The 21,031-nt window shown below is 70.2% G+C and carries 14 protein-coding genes; 3 read left to right on the top strand and 11 right to left on the bottom strand.

Features of this window, described 5'->3' with window-relative positions:
- Positions 1-140 precede the first annotated feature (140 nt).
- The gene (locus JMV16_RS20770) at positions 141-1,472 is read right to left on the bottom strand and encodes a sensor histidine kinase (protein ID WP_201496225.1); all 1,332 of its coding nucleotides are present in this window, start codon (positions 1,470-1,472) and stop codon (positions 141-143) included.
- A gap of 209 nt (positions 1,473-1,681) precedes the next feature.
- Positions 1,682-4,102: a DNA internalization-related competence protein ComEC/Rec2 gene (locus JMV16_RS20765; protein ID WP_201496224.1), complete on the bottom strand. Its 2,421-nt coding sequence runs from the start codon at positions 4,100-4,102 to the stop codon at positions 1,682-1,684.
- Between the two features lie 44 nt (positions 4,103-4,146).
- Between JMV16_RS20765 and JMV16_RS20760 the strand changes: the two genes are divergently transcribed.
- On the top strand, positions 4,147-4,605 hold the full coding sequence (locus tag JMV16_RS20760) for a RidA family protein (RefSeq protein WP_201496223.1): 459 nt from the start codon (positions 4,147-4,149) through the stop codon (positions 4,603-4,605).
- The gene (locus JMV16_RS20755; RefSeq protein WP_201496222.1) at positions 4,602-5,081 is read left to right on the top strand and encodes a disulfide bond formation protein B; all 480 of its coding nucleotides are present in this window, start codon (positions 4,602-4,604) and stop codon (positions 5,079-5,081) included. The genes JMV16_RS20760 and JMV16_RS20755 overlap by 4 nt, the downstream gene beginning before the upstream one ends.
- Before the next feature lie 4 nt (positions 5,082-5,085).
- On the opposite strand, the gene JMV16_RS20750 is transcribed toward JMV16_RS20755, so the two are convergent.
- The 6 genes from JMV16_RS20750 to JMV16_RS20725 form a co-directional block, all read right to left on the bottom strand.
- Positions 5,086-5,760 carry a PEP-CTERM sorting domain-containing protein gene (locus tag JMV16_RS20750; protein WP_201496221.1) on the bottom strand — a complete coding sequence of 225 codons (675 nt, stop codon included), beginning with the start codon at positions 5,758-5,760 and terminating at the stop codon, positions 5,086-5,088.
- A gap of 206 nt (positions 5,761-5,966) precedes the next feature.
- Positions 5,967-7,022, bottom strand: a complete 1,056-nt coding sequence (locus JMV16_RS20745) for a 2-oxoacid:ferredoxin oxidoreductase subunit beta (protein ID WP_201496220.1) — start codon at positions 7,020-7,022, stop codon at positions 5,967-5,969.
- The gene (locus JMV16_RS20740; RefSeq protein ID WP_201496219.1) at positions 7,019-8,872 is read right to left on the bottom strand and encodes a 2-oxoacid:acceptor oxidoreductase subunit alpha; all 1,854 of its coding nucleotides are present in this window, start codon (positions 8,870-8,872) and stop codon (positions 7,019-7,021) included. Before JMV16_RS20740 ends, JMV16_RS20745 begins: the two co-directional genes overlap by 4 nt.
- Before the next feature lie 83 nt (positions 8,873-8,955).
- The gene (locus JMV16_RS20735) at positions 8,956-10,788 is read right to left on the bottom strand and encodes an FAD-dependent oxidoreductase (RefSeq protein ID WP_201496218.1); all 1,833 of its coding nucleotides are present in this window, start codon (positions 10,786-10,788) and stop codon (positions 8,956-8,958) included.
- Positions 10,789-10,903: 115 nt separating this feature from the next.
- Positions 10,904-13,222 (bottom strand): DNA topoisomerase IV subunit A, encoded by a 2,319-nt coding sequence (gene parC, locus JMV16_RS20730; protein WP_201496217.1) that lies wholly within the window; start codon positions 13,220-13,222, stop codon positions 10,904-10,906.
- Between the two features lie 127 nt (positions 13,223-13,349).
- Positions 13,350-15,389, bottom strand: a complete 2,040-nt coding sequence (locus JMV16_RS20725; RefSeq protein ID WP_201496216.1) for a methyl-accepting chemotaxis protein — start codon at positions 15,387-15,389, stop codon at positions 13,350-13,352.
- 177 nt (positions 15,390-15,566) lie between these two features.
- Here JMV16_RS20725 and JMV16_RS20720 point away from each other — a divergent pair, with 177 nt between their 5' ends.
- On the top strand, positions 15,567-17,390 hold the full coding sequence (locus JMV16_RS20720) for a CHASE3 domain-containing protein (RefSeq protein WP_201496215.1): 1,824 nt from the start codon (positions 15,567-15,569) through the stop codon (positions 17,388-17,390).
- Between the two features lie 33 nt (positions 17,391-17,423).
- On the opposite strand, the gene JMV16_RS20715 is transcribed toward JMV16_RS20720, so the two are convergent.
- The 3 genes from JMV16_RS20715 to JMV16_RS20705 form a co-directional block, all read right to left on the bottom strand.
- Positions 17,424-17,981: a GNAT family N-acetyltransferase gene (locus JMV16_RS20715; RefSeq protein ID WP_201496214.1), complete on the bottom strand. Its 558-nt coding sequence runs from the start codon at positions 17,979-17,981 to the stop codon at positions 17,424-17,426.
- The gene (locus JMV16_RS20710) at positions 17,974-19,971 is read right to left on the bottom strand and encodes a DNA topoisomerase IV subunit B (RefSeq protein ID WP_201496213.1); all 1,998 of its coding nucleotides are present in this window, start codon (positions 19,969-19,971) and stop codon (positions 17,974-17,976) included. Before JMV16_RS20710 ends, JMV16_RS20715 begins: the two co-directional genes overlap by 8 nt.
- 63 nt (positions 19,972-20,034) lie before the next feature.
- Entirely contained in the window at positions 20,035-20,751 is a 717-nt protein-coding gene (locus JMV16_RS20705; protein WP_201496212.1) for a cistern family PEP-CTERM protein, read from the bottom strand.
- Positions 20,752-21,031: the final 280 nt, after the last annotated feature.

Here is a 21,031-nt window from a genome sequence, read left to right as displayed (position 1 = left end):
TGGGCCGGTTTGCTATGGGGGCATCGGCGAACGATGCAAGCTGCGGGCCACCCAAGTTTGCGGACAGTGTAAAAGCGGGGGCCGCGGCGCGGCCACCATGGCGGGATGATGCCAGCAAGGGCGCGTGCGAGATAGCGGCTTCAGGCTGGAGCCGGCGGCTTGAGCGGCAGCGTGATGCGCATGCAGGTGCCCTCGCCCGGCGTGCTGCGCACCGTCCAGTGCCCGCCGTGGCGGTACACGATGCCGTAGGACAGCGAAAGCCCGAGCCCTGTGCCCTGGCCCACGGGCTTGGTGGTAAAGAAGGGCTCGAAGATACGGTTGATGTGCTCGGGTGCGATGCCGCGGCCGCTGTCCTCGATCTCGACCCAGACTTCGTCGCCCACGCTGCCGGTGCGGACATCGACCTCGCCGTGGCCGTCGATCGCCTGCGCCGCATTGACGAGCAGGTTCATGAAGACTTGGTTCAGCTGCGAGGGGATGCACAGGATCTCGGGCATCTCGCCGTAGCTGCGGTTCACGTCGGCCTTGTACTTCAGCTCGTTCCAGACGATGGCCAGCGTGCTGTCCAGGCCCTTGCGCAAATCGGTCCAGACCCATTCGTTGTCGCCGACATGGGAAAACTCCTTCAGGTTGAGCACGATCTTGCGCACGCGGTCGACGCCGTCGCGCGATTCGGCCAGCAGCTGGCGCATGTCGCGCGCCAGGAAGTCGACGTCGAGCTCGCGCCGCGTCTGCTCGACCACCGTCAGCCGCGCCGGGTCGACGTGCTCGCGCAGGCAGCGCGTGGTGAGGTCGAGCAGGCCCAGCAGGTCATCCACGTAGGCGGCCATCGATCCCAGGTTGGACTGCACGAAGCCTATGGGGTTGTTCAACTCGTGCGCCACGCCGGCGGCCAGCTGGCCGATGGCCGACATCTTCTCGGCCTGCAGCAGCTGGGCCTGGGCCTGGGCCAGCTGCTCGTGCATCGCGCGCACCGCCTCGAGCTGGGCCTGCAGCGCGGTCTGGGCGGCCACGCGCTCGGCCACTTCCTGCTGCAGCCGGGTGTTGGTCTGCGCCAGCGAGGCCGCCTGCTGTTCGAGCGCGGCGCGCGCCTGTGCCAGCTCGACATGGGTGTGAACGCGCGCCAGCAGTTCCTCGCGCTGGTAGGGCTTGGCAATGAAGTCGATGGCACCGAGGCGAAAGCCCTTGAGCCGTTGCGCCGTTTCAGTGGCCGCGCTGAGCAGCACCACCGGCGTGGCGCGCGTGCGCTTGCTTGCCTTCAGCTGGCGCAGCACCTCGAAGCCATCGATGCCCGGCATGTAGATGTCGAGCAGGATGAGGTCGGGCAACCGGCGCTCCACCAGCGCCAGCGCGGCCTCGCCGCCATCGGCCGCCAGCGCCTCGTAGCCGGCGGCCATCAGGATGTCGGTGAGCAGGCGCAGCGCCGAGCGCGAGTCCTCGACCACCAGCACGCTGGCGGTGGGCAGCGTCATTGCGCGGCCCGTCCCAGGGTGCGTGCGGCAAGGCAGCGGCGGGCGGGCGTGGCACGCGGTGGTGGCGGGTGGTGCATGGTGGGCTGGCGCCGCGATGGCGCCGCGATGGTGTCGGTTTGGCAGCGGGTGGGAGCGGGCGTCATTCTCGACCCCGGCCGGGGGACGGGCGCCTGCGGTCGATCAAGGTCGGGTGCGGTTTCCCCGCCGCTTCAGGGCGTGAAGCGCCCTGGGTGGTGCCAGTAGCGCCTGGCGCGCTCGCGCTCGCAGAAGGCTGCGGACGGCGGGCCGTCGGCGGGCTGGGTCCAGGCGCCGCAGAGGTCGCTGCGCTGCACCGCCACGCCCTGGGCCGCATAGCGCGCGAGCACGGCCGGTGCCGGGTGGCCATAGCGGCTGCGGTAGGCCGCCTGCACCAGGGCCAGGCGCGGCGCCACGGCGGCGATGAAGTCGGCGGTTGATGACGTGCGGCTGCCGTGGTGCGGCACCAGCAGCACATCGGCCGGCAGCGCCTCGGGGCTGCGCCGCAGCAGGGCCGCTTCCTGCGGCGCCTCGATGTCGCCGGTGAGCAGCACGCTGCGGTCTGCCCCCTGCACATGCAGCACGCAGCTCAGCGCATTGGGCTTGGCGGCGCTGTCGTAGTCCTCGGGCCGCGGGTGCAGCACCTGGAAGTTCACACCGTCCCAATTCCAGACCTGGCCGGCCAGGCAGCGCGTGTGGGGTGGGCCGCTGGCGCGCAAGGGATGGCCGTCTTCCAGCGAGGTCGACAGTGCCGCCACCGGCAGGGCCGCCAACAGCGCCGCGGCGCCGCCCACGTGGTCGAGGTCGCGGTGGCTCAGCACCAGCAAGGCTATGCGCGGCTCACCGCGGGCGCGCAGCAGGGGCACCAGCACGCGGCCGCCGGCATCGGACTCGCGGGCGTACTGCGGCCCGCTGTCGTAGACCAGCAGATGGTTCGCGGTGCGCAGCAGCACGGCCGTGCCCTGGCCGATGTCGGCCGCGACCAGCTCGAAGCGCCCCGGCGCCGGCCGCTGCAGCGGCGGCGCCACGAGCGGCAGCATCAGCGGCAGGGCCAGCAGGCGCAACCGCCAGGGCAGCGGCGCCACCGCCAGCAGGCCGGCCAGCAGGCCGCAGGCCACGGCCCAGGGCGGCGCCACCGCGGCCTGCCATTGCGCCCAGGGTAGGCCGGCCAGGCCCTGCAGCAGCCACGCCAGGCCCTGCACCAGCGCCGCCGCCAGCTGCCACAGCGGTGCCATCAGCAGGCCCAGCAGCGACAGCGGCGCGATCAAGAGCGTGACCAGCGGAATGGCCACCAGGTTGGCGCCGAAGCCCACCAGCGAGAGCTGCTGGAAGAAGACCAGCGACAGCGGCGCCAGGCCCACCGTGGCCACGGCCTGGGAACGCAGGCCTTCGCGCAGAGCCCGTCGCGCCCGCGGCCACCAGCCAGCCGGGGCGTCGACCAGGGCCGGCTGCACCGGCTCCGATGCCGCCAGCAGCCCGACGGCGACGAAGGACAGCCAGAAGCCGGCCTGCAGCAGGGCCCAGGGGTCGAGCAGGGCCACGGCCAGCGCGGCGGCCAGCAGCACGGCCGGCAGCGGCCAGCGCCGGGCGCCGCCGCGCAGCAGCGCCACCAGGGCCAGCATGCAGACCGTGCGCTGGGCCGGCACGCCCCAGCCTGCCAGCAGTGCGTAGGCCGCCGCCGCGGCCAGCCCGCCCCAGCGCGCGGCCTGCTGGGCCGGGCAGGCCAGCGGCAGGCGCCGGCCCAGGCGCCAGAGGCGGGCTATCAGCAGGCCGGCGAGCCAGGCGAACATCGTGACGTGGAGCCCAGAGATCGACATCAGATGGGCGACCCCGGTGGTCCGGAACAAGTCCCAGTCGGCGCGACCTATGGCCGCCTGGTCACCGATGGCCAGCGCCGCCAGCACACCGGCGGCGCGCGGATCGGCCACCTGCATCTGGATGGCGTCGCGCGCCGCCTGGCGGGCGCGCTGCAGCGGGCGGCCGGCGACGGCAGCCAGCAGCAGCGCCGGTTCGCCGGCGCGAGAGCGCACCTGGCCGCTGGCGCGCAGGCCGCGCTCGAACAGCCACAGTTCCAGATCGAAGCCGTGCGGGTTGAGATGGCCGTGCGGCTGGCGCAGGCGCAGCGGCAGCCGCCAGCGCTGGCCGGCGCGCACTTCTTCGGGCGGGCCGCCGAGCAGGGCATCCTCGTCGGGGCCGCGGTACCAGCCCAGGGCCAGCCGCGCCGGCACGGCCACCGGCCGGCCGCGCCAGCTTGCCGACTCGGTGGCGAAGACGAATCGCGTGCCGTCCAGGCCGGTCTGCGGCAGATCGTCGACGATGCCGGTGACAATGAGATCCTGGCCTTCCAGCGACGGGTCCAGCACGTCGGCCAAGCGCAACGCGGCGCGGCCGCTGGTGGCAACAAAGGCCAGCGCGGCGCAGGCCAGGGCCAGCGCCAGCAGGGCCGGCAGGCGCGGGCACAGCCGCAGTGCCGGCAGTACGGCGACGCCGGCGGCAGCACCCAGGGCCAGCAGCGGCAGGGGCTGCCACAGCGCCGGCAGCTGCAACTGCAGCGCCGTTCCGGCGAGCCAGCCGAGGGCGGCCACCAGCCCGCACAGCGCCGCTCTTCGCTCCATGGCCGCAGTGTAGGATGGCCGCCGCACCGATTCGGACCCCCGCCATGAGCATCCAAGAGCGCCTCTCATCTCTCGGCATCACGCTGCCGCCGCTGGCCGTGCCGGCCGCCGCCTACACGCCCTTCGTGTACACGGGCAAGCTCGTCTTCATCTCCGGCCACATCGCCAAGCGCGATGGCAAACCCTGGGTCGGCCAGCTGGGCCTGGACATGGACACCGAGCAAGGCAAGGCTGCGGCGCGTGCCGTGGCCATCGACCTGATGGGCACGCTGCAGGCGGCGGTGGGCGATCTGGCGCGCGTGCGCCGCATCGTCAAGGTGCTGAGCCTGGTGAACAGCACGCCCACCTACACCGAGCAGCACCTGGTCACCAACGGCTGCAGCGAACTGCTGGGCCAGATCTTCGGCGCCGAGGTCGGCACCCATGCGCGCAGCGCCTTCGGCGTGGCCCAACTGCCGCTGGGCGCCTGCGTCGAGATCGAGCTGATCGCGGAAGTCGCATGAAGCTGGGTGCGACCCAGGGCTTCGCCGCCGGCGCCCTGCTGCCGCCCGCGGCGGTGGCGACGGCCCTCTTCACGCAGCACGGCCTGGGCATGCTGCCCTGCCCTTGGTGCGTGTTGCAGCGCCTGATCTTCCTCACCGTTGCGCTGGCGGCCGTGGCCGGGCTGGCGCTGGGCGGCGCCATTGCGCGCCGCATCGCCGCGCTGACGATGCTGCTGGTGGCCGGCTGCGGCGTGGCCGCGGCGCTGTGGCAGCACTTCGTGGCCTCGGCCAGTGCCTCGTGCAACCTGACGCTGGCCGACCGCATCGTCGGTGCCACCGGCCTGGACGCCCTGCTGCCCCAGGTGTTTGCCGCCTATGCCAGCTGCGCCGATGCCAAGGCCACGCTGCTGGGCGTGCCCTACGAGTTCTACAGCCTGACGCTGTTCAGCCTGCTGAGCGTGGTCTCGCTGCTGATCCTGCTCGGCCGGCTGCGCTAGGTTTTCAGCGGCTGCGGCTGCGGCGGCGACGCGCGGCGACGCCGGCACCGCCCAGCGCCAGCAGCACCAGGCCCAGGCTGGCCGGTTCGGGCACGCTGTTGAGGGTGCTGCCCAACGGCGCCACCGACCAGCGCAGCTGATCCTGCCGCGAGGGCGAACCCAGCACCCAGACATTCATCTTGTTGGTCCAGTTCGCCGAGGCCGAGAGCAGGCTGTTGGCATGGCCGGCAAAGCTGCTGGTGTCGGTGAAGCTGCCGCCGCCCATCGCCAGGTCGTTGTCGTAGACGATGTTCCACACCGCCAGTTGCATGGCGGTCGACTCGCTCGCGCTGTCCACCGCGCCGGTGTTGTCGGCCACATAGCTGAGCAAACGGCCCAGCTTCTGGGCCTTGCCGCTGGCGCTGCCGAAGTAGTCCAGCGCCGTGCGCTGGCTGAAATCGGTGTAGGTGGTGTTCCAGAAGAAGCTCTGCGACAGCTCGACGCAATAGGTCTGGATGGCGTTGCCGTCGACCACGGTCGAGAAGCCGCCGGCCTGGCCGTTGTAGATCGGCGCCGAGGCGTGTACGTTGTTGCCGGTGCCGAAGGCCCAGCCGGTGAACCTGACGCTGGCGGCCTGCGAGGCGGTGACGCCTGCCGCCAGGACGAGGGCCAGCAGCGGGCTGATAAGACGCGAATTCATGGTGACTTCCAAGGTTGCGAGGGGCCTTTTGGGCGCCCTTTGGCGATGGAAGCAGTCTGCCCGCGCAGCCTCGAAAACACATCCTGTCACAGGCCGCCGAACCCCGGCTTGCGGGGGCTGCAGCGGGTGCGCTATTCACGCCTTTGGCGATTTGTCGCTGCGGGCGTGAATTAATGCCGGTTCAGCTTAGGGGGAGGCGCAGGGGTTCAGCGCAAGGCCCCATTGATTTTTGCCAGCGCCTGGGCGCCTGGGCACAAATCGGCCTCGGCCAGCGTGTTGAGCGGTTGCGGCACCGTGTTGAGCGCGGCGTGCAGGTCGGCCGCGCCGGGCTCGACGTAGAGCAGGCCGGTGGCGATCTCGCCCGCCTTCTGCAGCGCCTGCACCTGGGTCAGCGCGACGATGCGGTCGGTGGGGTCGTAGTCGGCGTGCAGCCGGCGCAGGCGCATCACGCCACCGTCGGGCTGCGGCAGTTCGAGCACTTCGCCGGGCGCCTGCGCGGCATTGATCTCGGGTGCGAGGTCGATGAAGTCGATGCGGTTGACGGCCTGGTTGTGGGCGCGCACATGGTCGTAGTTGCGCGTGCTGCCGGCGTGGTTGTTGAAGGCCACGCAGGGGCTGACCACGTCGACGAAGGCGGCGCCGCCATGGCGCAGCGCGCCCTTGATCAGCGGCACCAGCTGGGCCTTGTCGCCCGAGAAGCCGCGCGCCACGTAGGTGGCACCCAGTTGCAGCGCCAGCGCCACCAGGTCGATGGGCGCGTCGGCATTGCGCTGGCCCTTCTTGCTCAGGCTGCCGCGGTCGGCCGTGGCCGAGAACTGGCCCTTGGTGAGGCCGTAGACGCCGTTGTTCTCGACGATGTAGGCCATCTGCACGCCGCGGCGCATGATGTGGGCGAACTGGCCCAGGCCTATGCTGGCCGAATCGCCATCGCCACTGACGCCCAGGTAGAGCAGGGTGCGGTTGGCCAGCGCGGCGCCGGTCAGCACGCTGGGCATGCGGCCATGCACCGTGTTGAAACCGTGGCTGGCGCCGAGAAAGTAATCAGGCGTCTTGCTGCTGCAGCCTATGCCACTGAGCTTGGCCACGCGGTGCGGCGCGATGTCGAGCTCCCAGCAGGCCTGCACGATGGCCGCGGAGATGGAGTCGTGGCCGCAGCCGGCGCACAAGGTGCTGATCTTGCCTTCGTAGTCGCGCCGCGTGTAGCCGACGGCGTTCTTCGTCAGGCTCGGATGGTGCATCCGGGGTTTGGCGATGTAGGTCACTTGATGCGCTCCCGGGGTGCGACGGCCAGCGTGTGGACGTGGCGGGTGATCGTCTTGACGATGAAGCGGGCGGTGATGGGCGTGCCGTCGAAGTGCAGCACCGACATCAGCTGCAGCGGGTCGATCTCGAGCTCGTTGATCAGCATCGAGCGCATCTGCGCATCGCGGTTCTGCTCGACCACGAAGACCGGGTCGTGGGCGGCAATGAACTCGGCCACGCTGGGCGCGAAGGGAAAGGCGCGCAGGCGCATCGCATCGATGTGGATGCCGGATTCGGCCAGGATCACCAGGGCTTCGTCCATGGACGGCGTGGTGGAGCCGAAGTACAGCACGCCCAGGCGCGTCTTGCGCGCCGCGGCGCGCACCTCGGGCTGGGGTGCGAGCAGCGCCGCGGTGACGAACTTCTTCTGCAGCCGCTCGACGTTGTAGAGGTAGTCGGGCCCGGCCTCGGAGTAGCGCGCATAGGGGTCGCGCGTGGTGCCGCGGGTGAAGTAGGCACCGCGGCTCTCATGCGTGCCGGGCAGCGTGCGCCAGGGGATGCCGTCGCCGTCGACGTCCTTGTAGCGGCCGAAGTCGCGCCCGGCTTCCAGTTCCTCGGCGCTCATCACCTTGCCGCGGTCGTAGCGGCGCGCGTCGTCCCAGTGGAAGGGCTCGCACAGGCGCTGGTTCATGCCGATGTCGAGATCGGTCATCACGAAGACTGGCGTCTGCAGGCGGTCGGCCAGGTCCAGCGCCGTGGCTGCGAACTCGAAGCATTCGTTCGGATCCTGCGGCAGCAGCATCACATGCTTGGTGTCGCCGTGCGAGGCATAGGCCGTGCTCAGCAGGTCGGCCTGCTGGGTGCGCGTGGGCATGCCGGTGGAAGGCCCGCCGCGCTGCACATTGATGATGGTCACCGGGATCTCGGCGAAATAGGCCAGGCCGATGAACTCGGTCATCAGCGAGACGCCAGGGCCCGAGGTGGCGGTAAAGGCGCGTGCGCCGTTCCAGCCCGCGCCCACCACCATGCCGATGGAGGCGATCTCGTCCTCGGCCTGCACGATGGCGTAGCGTGCCTCGCCGGTGGCGGGGTCGTGGCGCAGCTTCTTGCAATAGGCCGCAAAGCTCTCGGCCACCGAGGAACTGGGCGTGATCGGGTACCAGGCGCAGACGGTGGCGCCGCCGTAGACGCAGCCCAGGGCGGCGGCGCTGTTGCCGTCGACGAAGATGCGATTGCCCACGGCGTCGGCGCGTTTCACGCGCAGGCCGACACCATCGCGGTGCGGTGGCATCAGGTGCTCGCGGGCGAAGCTGCGCCCGGCCTGCAACGCGCGCACGTTCGATTCGAGCAGGCGTTCCTTGCCCTTGTACTGCTCGGTGAACAGTTGCTCGATGACCTCGCCCTCGACATCCATCAGCACCGACAGCGCGCCCAGCACCATGATGTTCTTGAACAGCGTGCGCTGGCGCGGATCTTCGTAGGTGGCGTTGCAGATCGCCGTCACCGGCATGGCGATGAAGTTGATGTCGCGGCGGAAGGCCGAGGCCGGCAGCGCGCGTGTGCTGTCGTAGAAAAGGTAGCCGCCGCTCTCGACCTCGGCCACGTCGGCGTCCCAGGTCTGCGGGTTCATCGCCACCATCATGTCGATGCCGCCGCGCCGGCCCAGCCAGCCGCGTTCGGAGATGCGCACCTCGTACCAGGTGGGCAGGCCCTGGATGTTGCTGGGGAAGATGTTGCGTGGGCTCACCGGCACGCCCATGCGCAGCACGGCCTTGGCGAACAACTCGTTGGCCGAGGCCGAGCCCGAGCCGTTGACGTTGGCGAACTTGACGACGAAGTCGTTCACTGCCTCGATGCGCTGGATGGTCATGTCAGTACCGCCCGGCCGTTCCGAAGGTACTGACAGCCCCCTTGGGGGGCAGCGAACGGAGAGAGCGTGGGGGTTGTTTCATTTCAGGCTCCCACAGGACGCACACGGTGCTTGGAATCACGGCAACCCGGCCCGGCCTTGGTCGGATTGAAGAGGTATTTCTGCATGTCCCAGGCCCCGGTGGGGCAGCGCTCGGCGCACAGTCCGCAGTGCAGGCAGACGTCCTCGTCCTTGACCATCACGCGCCGCGTCTTCAGCGGCCCGCTCACGTAGAGCGCCTGTTCGGCATTCGCGGCCGGGGCCTTGAGGCGCTGGCGCAGGTCTTGTTCGTCGCCGTCGGCGGTGAAACTGATGCAGTCCATCGGGCAGATGTCGACGCAGGCGTCGCATTCAATGCACAGCTTGTCGGCAAACACCGTCTGCACGTCGCAGTTGAGGCAGCGCTGCGCTTCCTTGAAAGCGGTGGTGAGGTCGAAGCCGAGTTCGACCTCCACGCGGATGCTGGCCAGCGCCTTTTCGGCCGCCGCCCAGGGCACCTTGTGGCGCAGGTCGTCGCTGACCGCGTTGTCGTAGCTCCACTCATGGATGCCCATCTTCTGCGACAGCAGGTTCACATGCGGCGGCGGGCGCTGGCGCACGTCCTCGTCGTGGACGTAGCGGTCTATCGACACCGCCGCCTCGTGGCCGTGGGCCACCGCGGTGATGATGTTCTTGGGCCCGAAGGCGGCGTCGCCGCCGAAGAAGACGCGCGGCAGCGTGGTCTGGAAGGTGGCGGCGTCCAGCACCGGCATGCCCTGCTCGTCGAAGGCGATGCCGCAGTCGCGCTCGATCCAGGGGAAGGCGTTCTCCTGCCCCACCGCCACCAGCACCTCGTCGCACTCGATGAGCACCTCGGGCTCGCCGGTGGGCACGAGACGGCGTCGGCCCTTGGCATCGAACTCGGGCCGCACGACCTGAAAGCGCATGCCGGTGAGGCGTCCGCCCTCGTACACGAAAGCCAGCGGCACATGGCAGTTGATGATGGGGATGCCCTCGTGCTGGGCGTCTTCCTTCTCCCAGGGCGAGGCCTTCATCTCGTCGAAGCCGCTGCGCACCACCACCTTGACACTGTCGGCGCCCAAACGCCGCGCCGAGCGGCAGCAGTCCATCGCGGTATTGCCGCCGCCCAGCACGATGACGCGCTTCTTCACGCTGCTGATGTGCCCGAAGGACACGGACGCCAGCCAATCGATGCCGATGTGGATGTCAGCTGCCGCCTCCTGGCGGCCGGGGATGTCGAGGTCGCGCCCGCGCGGTGCGCCGCAGCCGACGAAGACCGCGTCCCAGTCCTCGGCCAGCAGGGCCTGCATCGAAGCGATGCGCTGGCCGCCGCGGAACTCGACGCCCAGGCCTGTGATGTAGCCCACTTCCTCGTCGATCACGCTCTCGGGCAGGCGGAAGCGCGGGATCTGGCTGCGGATGAAGCCGCCGGCCTTGCGCTCGCCGTCGAAGACCGTCACCGCATAGCCCTGCGTGGCGAGGTCGCGCGCCACCGTCAGGCTGGCCGGGCCGGCGCCCACGCAGGCGATCTTCTTGCCGTTGCGGGGCAGCGGGCGCGGAATCATCGCCCGCACTTCGTCGCCCTTGAAGTCGGCCGCCACGCGCTTGAGGCGGCATATCGCCACCGGCTCGGGCTTGGCGAGGTTTTTCTCTTCCACCCGGCCGCGCCGGCAGGCGGGTTCGCAGGGGCGGTCGCAGGTGCGGCCCAGCACGCCGGGGAAGACGTTGCTGACCCAGTTGACCATGTAGGCGTCGTCGAAACGACCCTGGGCGATGAGGCGGATGTACTCGGGGACCGGGGTGTGGGCCGGGCAGGCCCATTGGCAATCGACGACCTTGTGGAAATAGGCCGGATCGCCGATGTCGGTGGCAGGCAAGTCTTGTCTCCTGGCGGGCCCGCGTCGTCGGCGGCGAGCGTGCGGGCCGCTTCTTTATGGCGCGCAGTCTAATCCCGCCAAGGTTGGCGCGGCCCCGCCAGGAAAGGCGTTCGTTTCAGGCCGGCAACAGCTGCAAGACCTTCACGAAGCCCTCGACCTTGCGCCCCTTGCGTGCCCGCCGGCCCAGGTGGTCGGCCAGCGCGCCGGCCTTGTAGACCTCGTCGCGCGGCTTGCCGCCGCGACCGCTGCCCAGGATGCGCAGCACCTCGGCACAGGACACGGCCGAGAGCAGCGGCTCCGTGGCATCGACATCCATCAGCGTGAGGCCACGGCCGCCGTTGGACTGCAGCTTCAGCTCGTCCAGCGCAAAGACCAGCAGCCGCCCGTCCTGGGCCAGGCAGGCCACCTGGCGATGGGCTGCGGCCACGACGGCCGGCGGCAGCAGGCGTTCGGTCGCATCGAGTGTGAGGAAGGCCTTGCCGCCGCGGTTGCGGCCGACCATGTCGCCCGCCTTCGCCAGCAGGCCGTAGCCACCGCTGTTGGCCAGCAGCAGGGTCTCGCCGGTGGCACCGGCGTGGTAATGCACGACCTGGGTGCCGGCCTCGAGGTCGATCAGCGAGGTGATGGGCACGCCGTCGCCGCGCCCGCCGGGCAGGCCGCTGACGGCCACGCTGTAGACGCGGCCGCCGCCCCCGAAGGCCAGCAGCGTGTCCACCGAGCGGCAGGCAAAGCGGCCATAGAGCGCATCGCCGGGCTTGAAGGCCAGCGTGGCGGCCTCGATCTCGTGGCCCTTGAGCGCGCGCACCCAGCCCTTGGCGCTGACCACCACCGTCACCGGCTCGTCGACGACGCGAATTTCGGCCACCGTCTTCTTCTCTTCCTGCACCAGGGTGCGGCGGTCGTCGCCGTGGGCCTTGGCGTCGGCCTCGATCTCGCGGATCACGGTGCGGCGCAGCAGCGCCGGGCTGGCCAGGATTGCAGACAGCTTGCCCTGCTGCTCGCGCAGCTCGGCCAGCTCCTGCTCGATCTTGATGGCCTCAAGCCGCGCCAGCTGGCGCAGCCGGATCTCGAGGATGTCCTCGGCCTGGCGGTCGCTGAGCGCAAAACGGGCGATCAGCGCCGGCTTGGGCTCGTCGGCATTGCGGATGATGCGGATGACCTCGTCGATGTTCAGCAGCACCAGCTGCCGGCCCTCGAGCACATGGATGCGGTCGTTGACCTTGGCCAGCCGGTGGCGGGTGCGCCGCTCCACCGTGGTCAGGCGGAAGGCAATCCATTCCGTCAGGATGCGGCGCAGGCCCTTGCCCACCGGGCGACCGTCCAGGCCCACCATGGTGAGGTTCATGGGCACGCTGCTTTCCAGGCTGGTGTGGGCCAGCAGCGTGGTGATCAGCTCCTGCTGCTCCACCGTGCGGCTGCGCGGCTCGAAGACCAGGCGCACCGGGGCGTCCTTGCTGCTCTCGTCGCGCACGGCATCCAGCACCGCCAGCACGGTCTGCTTGAGCTGCACCTGCTCGGCGCCCAGGGCCTTCTTGCCGGCCTTGACCTTGGGGTTGGTGATCTCCTCGATCTCTTCCAGCACCTTCTGCGTGCTGGTGCCAGGCGGCAGCTCGGTCACCACCAGCTGCCACTGGCCGCGTGCCAGCTCTTCGATCACCCAGCGCGAGCGCAGCTTGAGGCTGCCGCGGCCCGTGCGATAGGCCTCGCGGATGTCGGCCGCGGGGCTGATGATCTGGCCGCCGCCGGGGAAATCGGGCGCCGGCAGCAGGGCGTGCAGCGCGTCGTCGCTCAGGCCCTCGTCCTCGAGCAGGGCCACCACGGCTGCCGCCACCTCGCGCAGGTTGTGGCTGGGCACCTCGGTGGCCAGGCCGACGGCGATGCCGCTGGCCCCATTGAGCAGCACGAACGGCAAGCGGGCAGGCAACTGCGACGGCTCTTCGGTGCTGCCGTCGTAGTTGGGCCGAAAGTCCACCGTGCCCTCGTCGATCTCGTCCAGCAGCAGCCGCGCGATGGGCGCCAGGCGCGCCTCGGTGTAGCGCATGGCCGCGGCGCCGTCGCCGTCGCGGCTGCCGAAATTGCCCTGACCGTCGATCAACGGGTAGCGCTGGGCAAAGTTCTGCGCCATGCGCACCAGCGCGTCGTAGGCCGCGGTGTCGCCATGGGGGTGGTAGCGGCCCAGCACGTCGCCCACCACGCGGGCGCTCTTCACCGGCTTGGGCGCACCGCTGGCGCCGGTGCCGGTCCAGCCCAGGCCCATGCGGAACATCGAGTACAGGATGCGCCGCTGCACCGGCTTGTTGCCGTCGCAGACATCGGGCAGGGCGCGGCCCTTGACGACGGACAGCGCGTATTCGAGATAGGCACGCTGGGCGTAGTCGGCCAGCGAAAGGGTCTCGGCAGGGTCGGGGGGCGGCGGCGTGAACAGGTCGGTCATGGAAGGGCAGGGGCGGCGCCCGGCACCGGAAAAGGCCGGGAGCGGCATTGTGGTCCATGGCCTGGTGGCCCGGGCCTGGCGTCCAGGTTCGGCGCGGGCGCGGCCAGAGACCGCGGCAGTACCCGGGTCAGAACTCCCGCCTGGCCGCCGCCAGTGCCGTCGACACTGCGATCGAGGCGCGCGAGAAGTCCGAGTCGCCGCCCATCAGCCGCTCGGCCTGTTCGTAGCGCCCACTGTTGATGGTGAGGGCCACGGCCCCGGCGGCGCGATGGAAGCCGGCGTGCTTGTCCATGAGTTCGACGAAGCGGGGCCGGCCACCCCAGCGCTGGCCACCGTCGCCGTGCAGCCACTTGCCCAGCGGGCACTGGTCGTCGCGGCAGATCTTGTCGGCATCGAGCTTTTCATGGCCGGCGATGGCGCTGCGCAGCTTGACCTTCCATTGCCGGTGCGCGTCGATGGCCTGGTCGAAATCGAAGCCGGCGCCCGGCGCCGCCGTCAGCGCCGCGGCGGAAGCCGCCGCCTGGGCCGGCAGGCGGAAGCGGGCCACCTCGTCGGCCAGCGCCTCGGCCTGGCCCTTCATGGCCATCGAGGCCGCCGCGGTTTCCTCCACCAGCGCCGCATTCTCCTGCGTCATGCGGTCGAGTTCCTGTACGGCCACACCGATCTGGCCGACGCCCTGGCTCTGCTCTTGAGCGCCGCGGGCGACATCGCTGAGCAATTGATCGACCCGGCGCGACGAGGCGACGATGTCCTCCATGCGCGTGCCGGCCTTGCGCACGACCTCGGTGCCCGATTCGACCTGCTCGACGCTGCGGCCGATGAGCACCTTGATCTCGCGCGCCGCGCCGGCGCTGCGTTGCGCCAGCACGCGCACCTCGCTGGCGACGACGGCGAAGCCGCGCCCCTGCTCGCCGGCGCGCGCCGCCTCCACCGCGGCATTGAGCGCCAGGATATTGGTCTGGAAGGCGATGGCATCGATGGTGCCGATGATGTCGCCGATCTGGGCCGACGAGCCTCGGATGGCTTCCATCGTCTGCACCACCTCGAGCATGACCTGGCCACCCTCGCCAGCGGCTTCGGCGTTGTGGCGCGCCACCTGGGCGGCGTCCTCGGTGCTCTTGGATGTCAGCTTCACCGTGGCCGAGATTTCCTCCATCGACGCCGCCGACTCCTCGAGATTGGCCGCCGCCTGCTCGGTGCGCGCCGACAGGCTCATCGCGCCGGCGGCGATCTCGCTGCTCGAATGGACGATCACGTCGCTGGCGCCGCGCACGCTGCGCACCATGGTGCGCAGGGCGTCCTGCATCGCGCGCAGCTCCAGCATCAGCTGCGCCGCCTCATCGCGGCCCCAGGGCGAGGGCGAGGTGGTGAGGTCGCCGGCGGTGATGGCGCGCAGGTGGCGCCGGGTCTCCTTCAGGCCGCCGTCCATCACCCGGTAGAAGCTCAGGAAGAGGTAGCTCGCCAGGGCGAACGAGACCGCCACCACGCCGGCCACCCAGGCCAGCTCGCGCAACAGCACCTCGCGCAGGTCGCCGACGTAGAGGCCGGTGCCTATGACCCAGCCCCAGGGCGCAAAGCCCTGGACATAGGAGATCTTGTCCACCGGCCGCTCGCTGCCGGGCTTGGGCCACTGGTACTCGACGAAGCCCTTGCCCTCGGCCTTGACCTTGGCCACGAAGGCCCTGAACAGCGCCAGGCCGTTGGGATCCTTCATCTCGCCCACGTCCTGGCCGTCGAGCGCCGGCTTGATCGGGTGCATGACCATGCGCGGTTGCATGTCGTTGATCCAGAAGTACTCGCTGGTGTCGTAGCGCAACGCGGCGATGAGCTTGCGCGCGAGCTGCTGCGCCTGGGCCTCGCTCATGCCGCCGCCGGCCACCTGGGCGTGGGCCCAGACGACGATGCCATGCGCCACCTCGACGTGCTGGCGCGCGTTGTCCATGCGCGCCTGCATCGCATCGTCGGCCTGGTGCTTGATCAGCCAGCCCACCAGTGCGCCGCTGGGCAGCACGAAGGCCAGCGAGATGATCAGCGCCTTGGACAGGAAGTGCAGCTTGCGGAACAGCCGCACCCCGGGCGACCAGAAACCATGGTGGGCGAAGAAGCCGTCGTCGGCGGGCGCGGCGGCGGTAATTGCTGCGGAGTCTGCGCGAAGGACTGCGGCCATGGGTGCGTTCTGAAGATCCGTGCGAGGCCGGGGGGCCCGCAATCCCCCTTGCTTTCGGTCGGAACATGCACCAACTTGAGGCTTGGCGGGGCGTCATCGTCAAAAAGACCCGCCGCACTGCCCGCACGCGGTGGTCGCCCCGCTGCAACGGCGGCGGCTCCAGTATCCTCGCCGCCGATGAAAAGGCCCTTCCAGCATGCAGCCCTTGCCGCCATCGGCCTGGCGCTGGCCTTTCTGGCTGGCTTCGGCCTGTTTGCCTGGCAAAGCGCCGCGCGCCTGAGCGCCGACGGCGCCAATCTGGCGCGCGTGCAGCGCGTGCTGGCCCTGCTGGCCACGCTGCAGGCCAGCACCTACGAGGCCGAGTCCCACATGCGCGGCCATGTGCTCACCGGCGACCCGGCGCTGCTGGACAGCTACAGGCGTGCCAAGGACGGCGTCGACGCCCGCCTGGCCGAGCTGCGCAGCACCGATGCGCCCAGCGTCGAACGCTACGAGCGCCTGATCGCGCTGGGCGCGCTGCTGGGGCGCCGCTTCGAGGGCATGGCCGAGGCGATCGCGCTGCGCGGCGGACGCGGCGGCCTTGCGGCGGTGGCAGCCTGGGAGGCCACGGGCGAAGGTCGGCGCCTGGACGAGCGCGTGCGTGCCGCGCTGACCGAGTTGCAACTGCACGCCGAGGGCGAGCGCCAGGCCAGCCAGACGCGCATCACCAACAGTGTCAACCAGGCCCAGGGGGCGGCCCTGGCCTGCAGCCTGGCCGCAATGGGCATCGCCGGCTTTGCGCTGTGGCGGCTGCAGACGGTGAGCGCGGCATTGCGCCGCGCCCGCAATGAAACCGTCGACTCGACCATGGGCGAGCGCCGTGCCGATAGCGAGTGGCAGCGTCTGTTCGAGCTGGCGCTGGACGCCGCCTGCCTGCTCGACGACGAGGGCCGCATCACGCGCATCAGCGCCGGCGGCGAGCGCCTGTGGGGCTGGAGCGCGCAGGAGCTGACCGGCCGTCCGGCCATCGAGCACGCCCTGCCCGAAGACCAGCGCCGCACCGAGGCCCAGCTGGCTGCCATCACGCGCGGCACGGCGGCCCAGGTGCTGCGCAACCGCTGGCGTCGCAAGGACGGCAGCGTTGTCCATCTGCAGTGGGCAGCGCAGTGGTCGCCGCAGGACCGCAGCATGGTCTGCGTCGTGCGCGACATCAGCGATTCCGAGCGCCTGCGCACCGCGGTATCCCGCCAGGTCGAGGCGCTCAAGTCGGGCCGCGCCGAGCTGGAACAGGCGGTCGAGCGCGCCGACGCGGCCGAGCGCCTGCAGGCCGCCTTCGTGGCTGCCGTCGAGCTTGCGTTACGCCTGCCCGCGGCCACGCTGCTGGCGCGCGCCGGCGTGCTGCTGCACGACGACGGCGCCACGCCGCCACGCCAGCGTGTGCCGCTGGCGGCGCTGCAGGCGCAGGCCGAGCGCCTCAACGAGGCGGTGCTGGACGTGCTGGAGTACGGTGCGCTCGAGGCCGACCGGGTGGCGCTGGTACACGAGGCCTTCGACGTCTGGGAGGTTCTCAACGAGACCGCGACCCGCCTGCGCCCCGAGGCCGAGCGCAAGGGCCTGGGCCTGGCCCTGCAGCTGGCCGACGACCTGGGCTATGCGCGCGGCGACACCCGGCGCGTCGAGCGCCTGCTGCGCAAGCTGCTGCACGAGGCCATCGCCGCCACCGCGCATGGCACGGTGGCGCTGCACGCCAAGAAGCAGGTGCGCGAGGGCAACATCCTGATCGAGGTACACGACGAGGCCGAGGCGACGGATGACCCGGCAGCCTTGTTCGCGCCGCTGCTGCCGGCCCCGGACCATGCTGCCGGCCCGTCAGGCACGGCACCGGGGCCAGGCCTGAGCGTGGGCCTGATGCTGTCGCAGAAGCTGGCGCAGAAGATGGGTGGCAGCCTTGCGGCCCGTGCCGGCAGCGAGCGCGGACGTGTCTTCGTGCTCACGCTTCCCACCGACGAGTTCAAGCCCTGACCTGGGCTCGACACCGACGGATTCACGCCCCGGTCAGGGATCGAGTTCCAGCCCCAGCGCTTGCCGCGCCTGGAATTCGCGGTCGAGCAGGCTCATCACCACCAGGCTGTCGTAGCCCTCGGCCAGATCGGTGCTGATGCGAACGCTCTCGCGCAATCGGCCTTCCTCGACGAAGCCCTCGCTGGCGTAAAGGGCCAGCGCCCGCGTGTTGAGCGATTTCACGTCGAGCCAGAAGCGGTGCGCGCGCAGGTCGCGAAAGGCCATGCGCTTGAGCATGCGCACGCATTGCCGGCCCAGGCCGCGGCCCTTGCTCTGCAGCACCACACGCTTCAACTCGACGCTTCTGTGCGGGTTGCGGCAGCCCTGCAGGATGACGAAGCCGTCGCGCGAGCCATCGACGCCGGCCTCGACGATGAAGTGGCGGAAATCGGGGATGCGCACCGCGCCCTCATGCTGGGTGCGGTCCCAGGGGGTGATGAAGGGCAGGTTGCGCTGGTCGTTCTCGACCGAGATCACGAAGTCCAGGTCCGACAGCATGGTCGGGCGCAGGCGCAGCGGTGGCCCCGCCGGCGTGGCGGCCTCGTCAGACATCGACTTCCACGGCGTCGCCGTGCAGCTCCATCAGCTCGCGCCGGGCCGCCGCCTCGCCCTTGCCCATCAGCTTGGTCAGCATGCCCACGGTGGCTTCGAAGTCCTGGGCTCCGTTCACGAGCCAGCCCACCGGCAACAGGCGCCGCGTCTCGGGGTTGAGCGTGGTCTCCCACAGTTGCTCGGCGTTCATCTCGCCCAGGCCCTTGAAGCGGCTGATGGTCCAGCTGCCTTCCTTGGCGCCCTCCTTGCGCAGCTTGTCCAGCGCCGCCTCGAGCTCGCCGTCGTCCAGCGCATAGAGCTTGGCCGCCGGCCGCTTGCCGCGCGCCGGCGCGTCGATGCGGTACAGCGGCGGCTTGGCGATGTAGACATGGCCGGCCTCGACCAGGCGCGGAAAGTGGCGGAAGAAGAGCGTCAGCAGCAGCACCTGGATGTGCGAGCCGTCGACGTCGGCGTCGCTGAGGATGCAGACCTTGCCGTAACGCAGGCCGGACAGATCGGCCGCATCGGCGGGGCCATGCGGGTCGACGCCGATGGCCACCGCGATGTCGTGGATCTCGTTGTTGGCAAACAGCCGGTCGCGCTCGACCTCCCAGGTGTTGAGCACCTTGCCGCGCAGCGGCAGCACCGCCTGCGTCTCCTTGTTGCGGCCCATCTTGGCGCTGCCGCCGGCGCTGTCGCCCTCGACCAGGAAGACCTCGTTGTGCAGGAGATCGCGGCTTTCGCAGTCGGTCAGCTTGCCCGGCAGCACGGCCACGCCGCTGCCCTTGCGCTTTTCGACCTTCTGGCTCGCACGCTGGCGCGTCTGCGCCTGGCGGATCACCAGTTCGGCCAGCTTGCGGCCCTGCTCGACGTGCTGGTTGAGCCAGAGTTCGAGCGCCGGCTTGACGAAGCTGCTGACCAGGCGCAGCGCGTCGCGGCTGTTCAGCCTTTCCTTGATCTGGCCCTGGAATTGCGGGTCCAGCACCTTGGCTGAGAGGACAAAGCTGGCGCGCGAGAACACGTCCTCGGGCATCAGCTTCACGCCCTTGGGCAGCAGGGCGTGCAGTTCGATGAAGCCCTTGATGGCGCCGAAGAGGCCGTCCTTGAGCCCCGACTCATGGGTGCCGCCGGCCACCGTGGGGATCAGGTTGACGTAGCTCTCGCGCAGCAGGCCGCCCTCGTCGGTGAAGGCCACGCACCAGGCCGCGCCCTCGCCCTCGGCGAAGTTCTCGGTCTCGTTGGCCTCGGCGTACTGCGCGCCCTCGAAGAGCGGGATCAGCGGCTCGGCCGCCAGGCTCTGCAGCAGGTAGTCGCGCAGGCCGGCCTCGAACTTCCAGTTCTGCGTCTCGGGGTCTTTCTGGCCCGGCTTCTCGACCGTCAGCGACACCGTCACGCCCGGCATCAGCACCGCCTTGCTGCGCAGCAGGTGTATGAGGTCGGCGCGCGGCAGCTCGGGGCTCTCGAAGTACTTCGGGTCGGGCCAGACGCGCACGCAGGTGCCGTGGCGGCGCTCGCTGCCCGTGGCCTTGCGCAGCACCAGCGGCTCGACGACATCGCCGCCGCCGAAGGCGAGTGTGGCCACCTGGCCCTCGCGCCATACCGTCACTGCCAGCCGGGTCGCCAGCGCATTGGTGACGCTCACGCCCACGCCGTGCAGGCCGCCGCTGAAGCTGTAGGCGCCGCCGGCGCCCTTGTCGAACTTGCCGCCGGCGTGCAGCCGCGTGAAGACGATCTCCAGCACCGGCACCTGTTCCTGCGGGTGCAGGCCGAAAGGGATGCCGCGGCCGTCGTCGTCGACGCTGACCGAGCCGTCGGCGTGCAACGTGACGGCAATGCGCTTGCACACGCCGGCCAGGGCCTCGTCGGCTGCGTTGTCGATGGCCTCCTGCACGATGTGCAGGGGGTTGTCGGTGCGCGTGTACATGCCCGGCCGCTGCTTGACGGGCTCGAGGCCCTTGAGCACGCGGATCGAGGCTTCGGCGTAGATGGGGCCGTTCTTGGTGCTGGGCATAGGGGGGGCCATTCTAGGCAGGCACCCCCGGAGCCTCGCCGCGGGCGGGGCTGAGAGCGAGCGTCAGGCGGCGCGACGGCGCAGCGGCAGTGCCAGCAGGGCCAGCCCGGCGAGCCAGAAAGTGGCCGGCTCGGGAACGGCATGAGTCGGTCCGCTCTGCAGCAGACTGCCGCTGCCCGGCAGGGTGAAGAGCGTGCCGCCACCGCTCAGCGTCCGGCCCGAGTTCTCGCCGCTGCCTGCCTGGGTGAAGCGAACGAGGAAGCTGTCGAACCGGACGTGGTCGCGCTGGAAGCTGTAGTTCGGGCCGAAGCGCAGCGTCAGGTTGAACTCGCTATGCCCGCCCGCGGCGAGGCCCAGCGTGCTGCTGCTGTCGCACTTGACCTGGGTCGAGTTGCTGGAGGCGCCATCGAAACGGCTGCAAAACTCGACCTCCTGGCCCCCCAGCGACACTTTCTCGGTGGCGTAGGTGTCCCACAGCGTGCTGTCGTCGCCCACCGAACTGGGGTTGGGCGTGAGATTGGTGAGGCCGAACCCGGCCAGCTTGGGCGTCGAGCCGGAAGCCGAGAGGTTGTCGAGCACCACATGGAAGCTCAGGTCGCGCCCGGCCGCGCTGGTCAGCGTCCACACCATGCTCGCTGCCATCGACGTCGATCCGCTCTGGCTGAACTGCGCCTTGGCGGTGTCGCCCACCGCGTCGAAAGTCACTGGCGCTGCCACTGCAACACCCGTGCAGATCATGCCGATCGCCCCAGCCAGGGCCGTTTTCAACTTGCTGGACATGCGTACTCCTTGCGCCCGTGAGGGCAGGGTTGGGAAACCGCCTCCGGTGCCAGCTGCATTTCGAAGAATCTTCAATGTTTGACACCTGATGACGTTTAGTGACACTAAGTATCAAATTTTTAAGATTGGAGCGCCTTAAGAGCGGCCAACCAGACCAGGGCTGCTGCGCATTTGTGCCCGTTCCTGCACGGCTTCATCCGCGGCCCGGGGCGCACGGCACGCGCGGGCCGGCCATGGGCCTGCCCGACAGGGGCGAGGTTCCGTCGCGCCAGGCGAGGGC

Source organism: Rubrivivax sp. A210, from assembly GCF_904426505.1.
Lineage (GTDB): Bacteria > Pseudomonadota > Gammaproteobacteria > Burkholderiales > Burkholderiaceae_C > Rubrivivax.
This window is presented reverse-complemented; position numbering and strand designations above follow the sequence as displayed.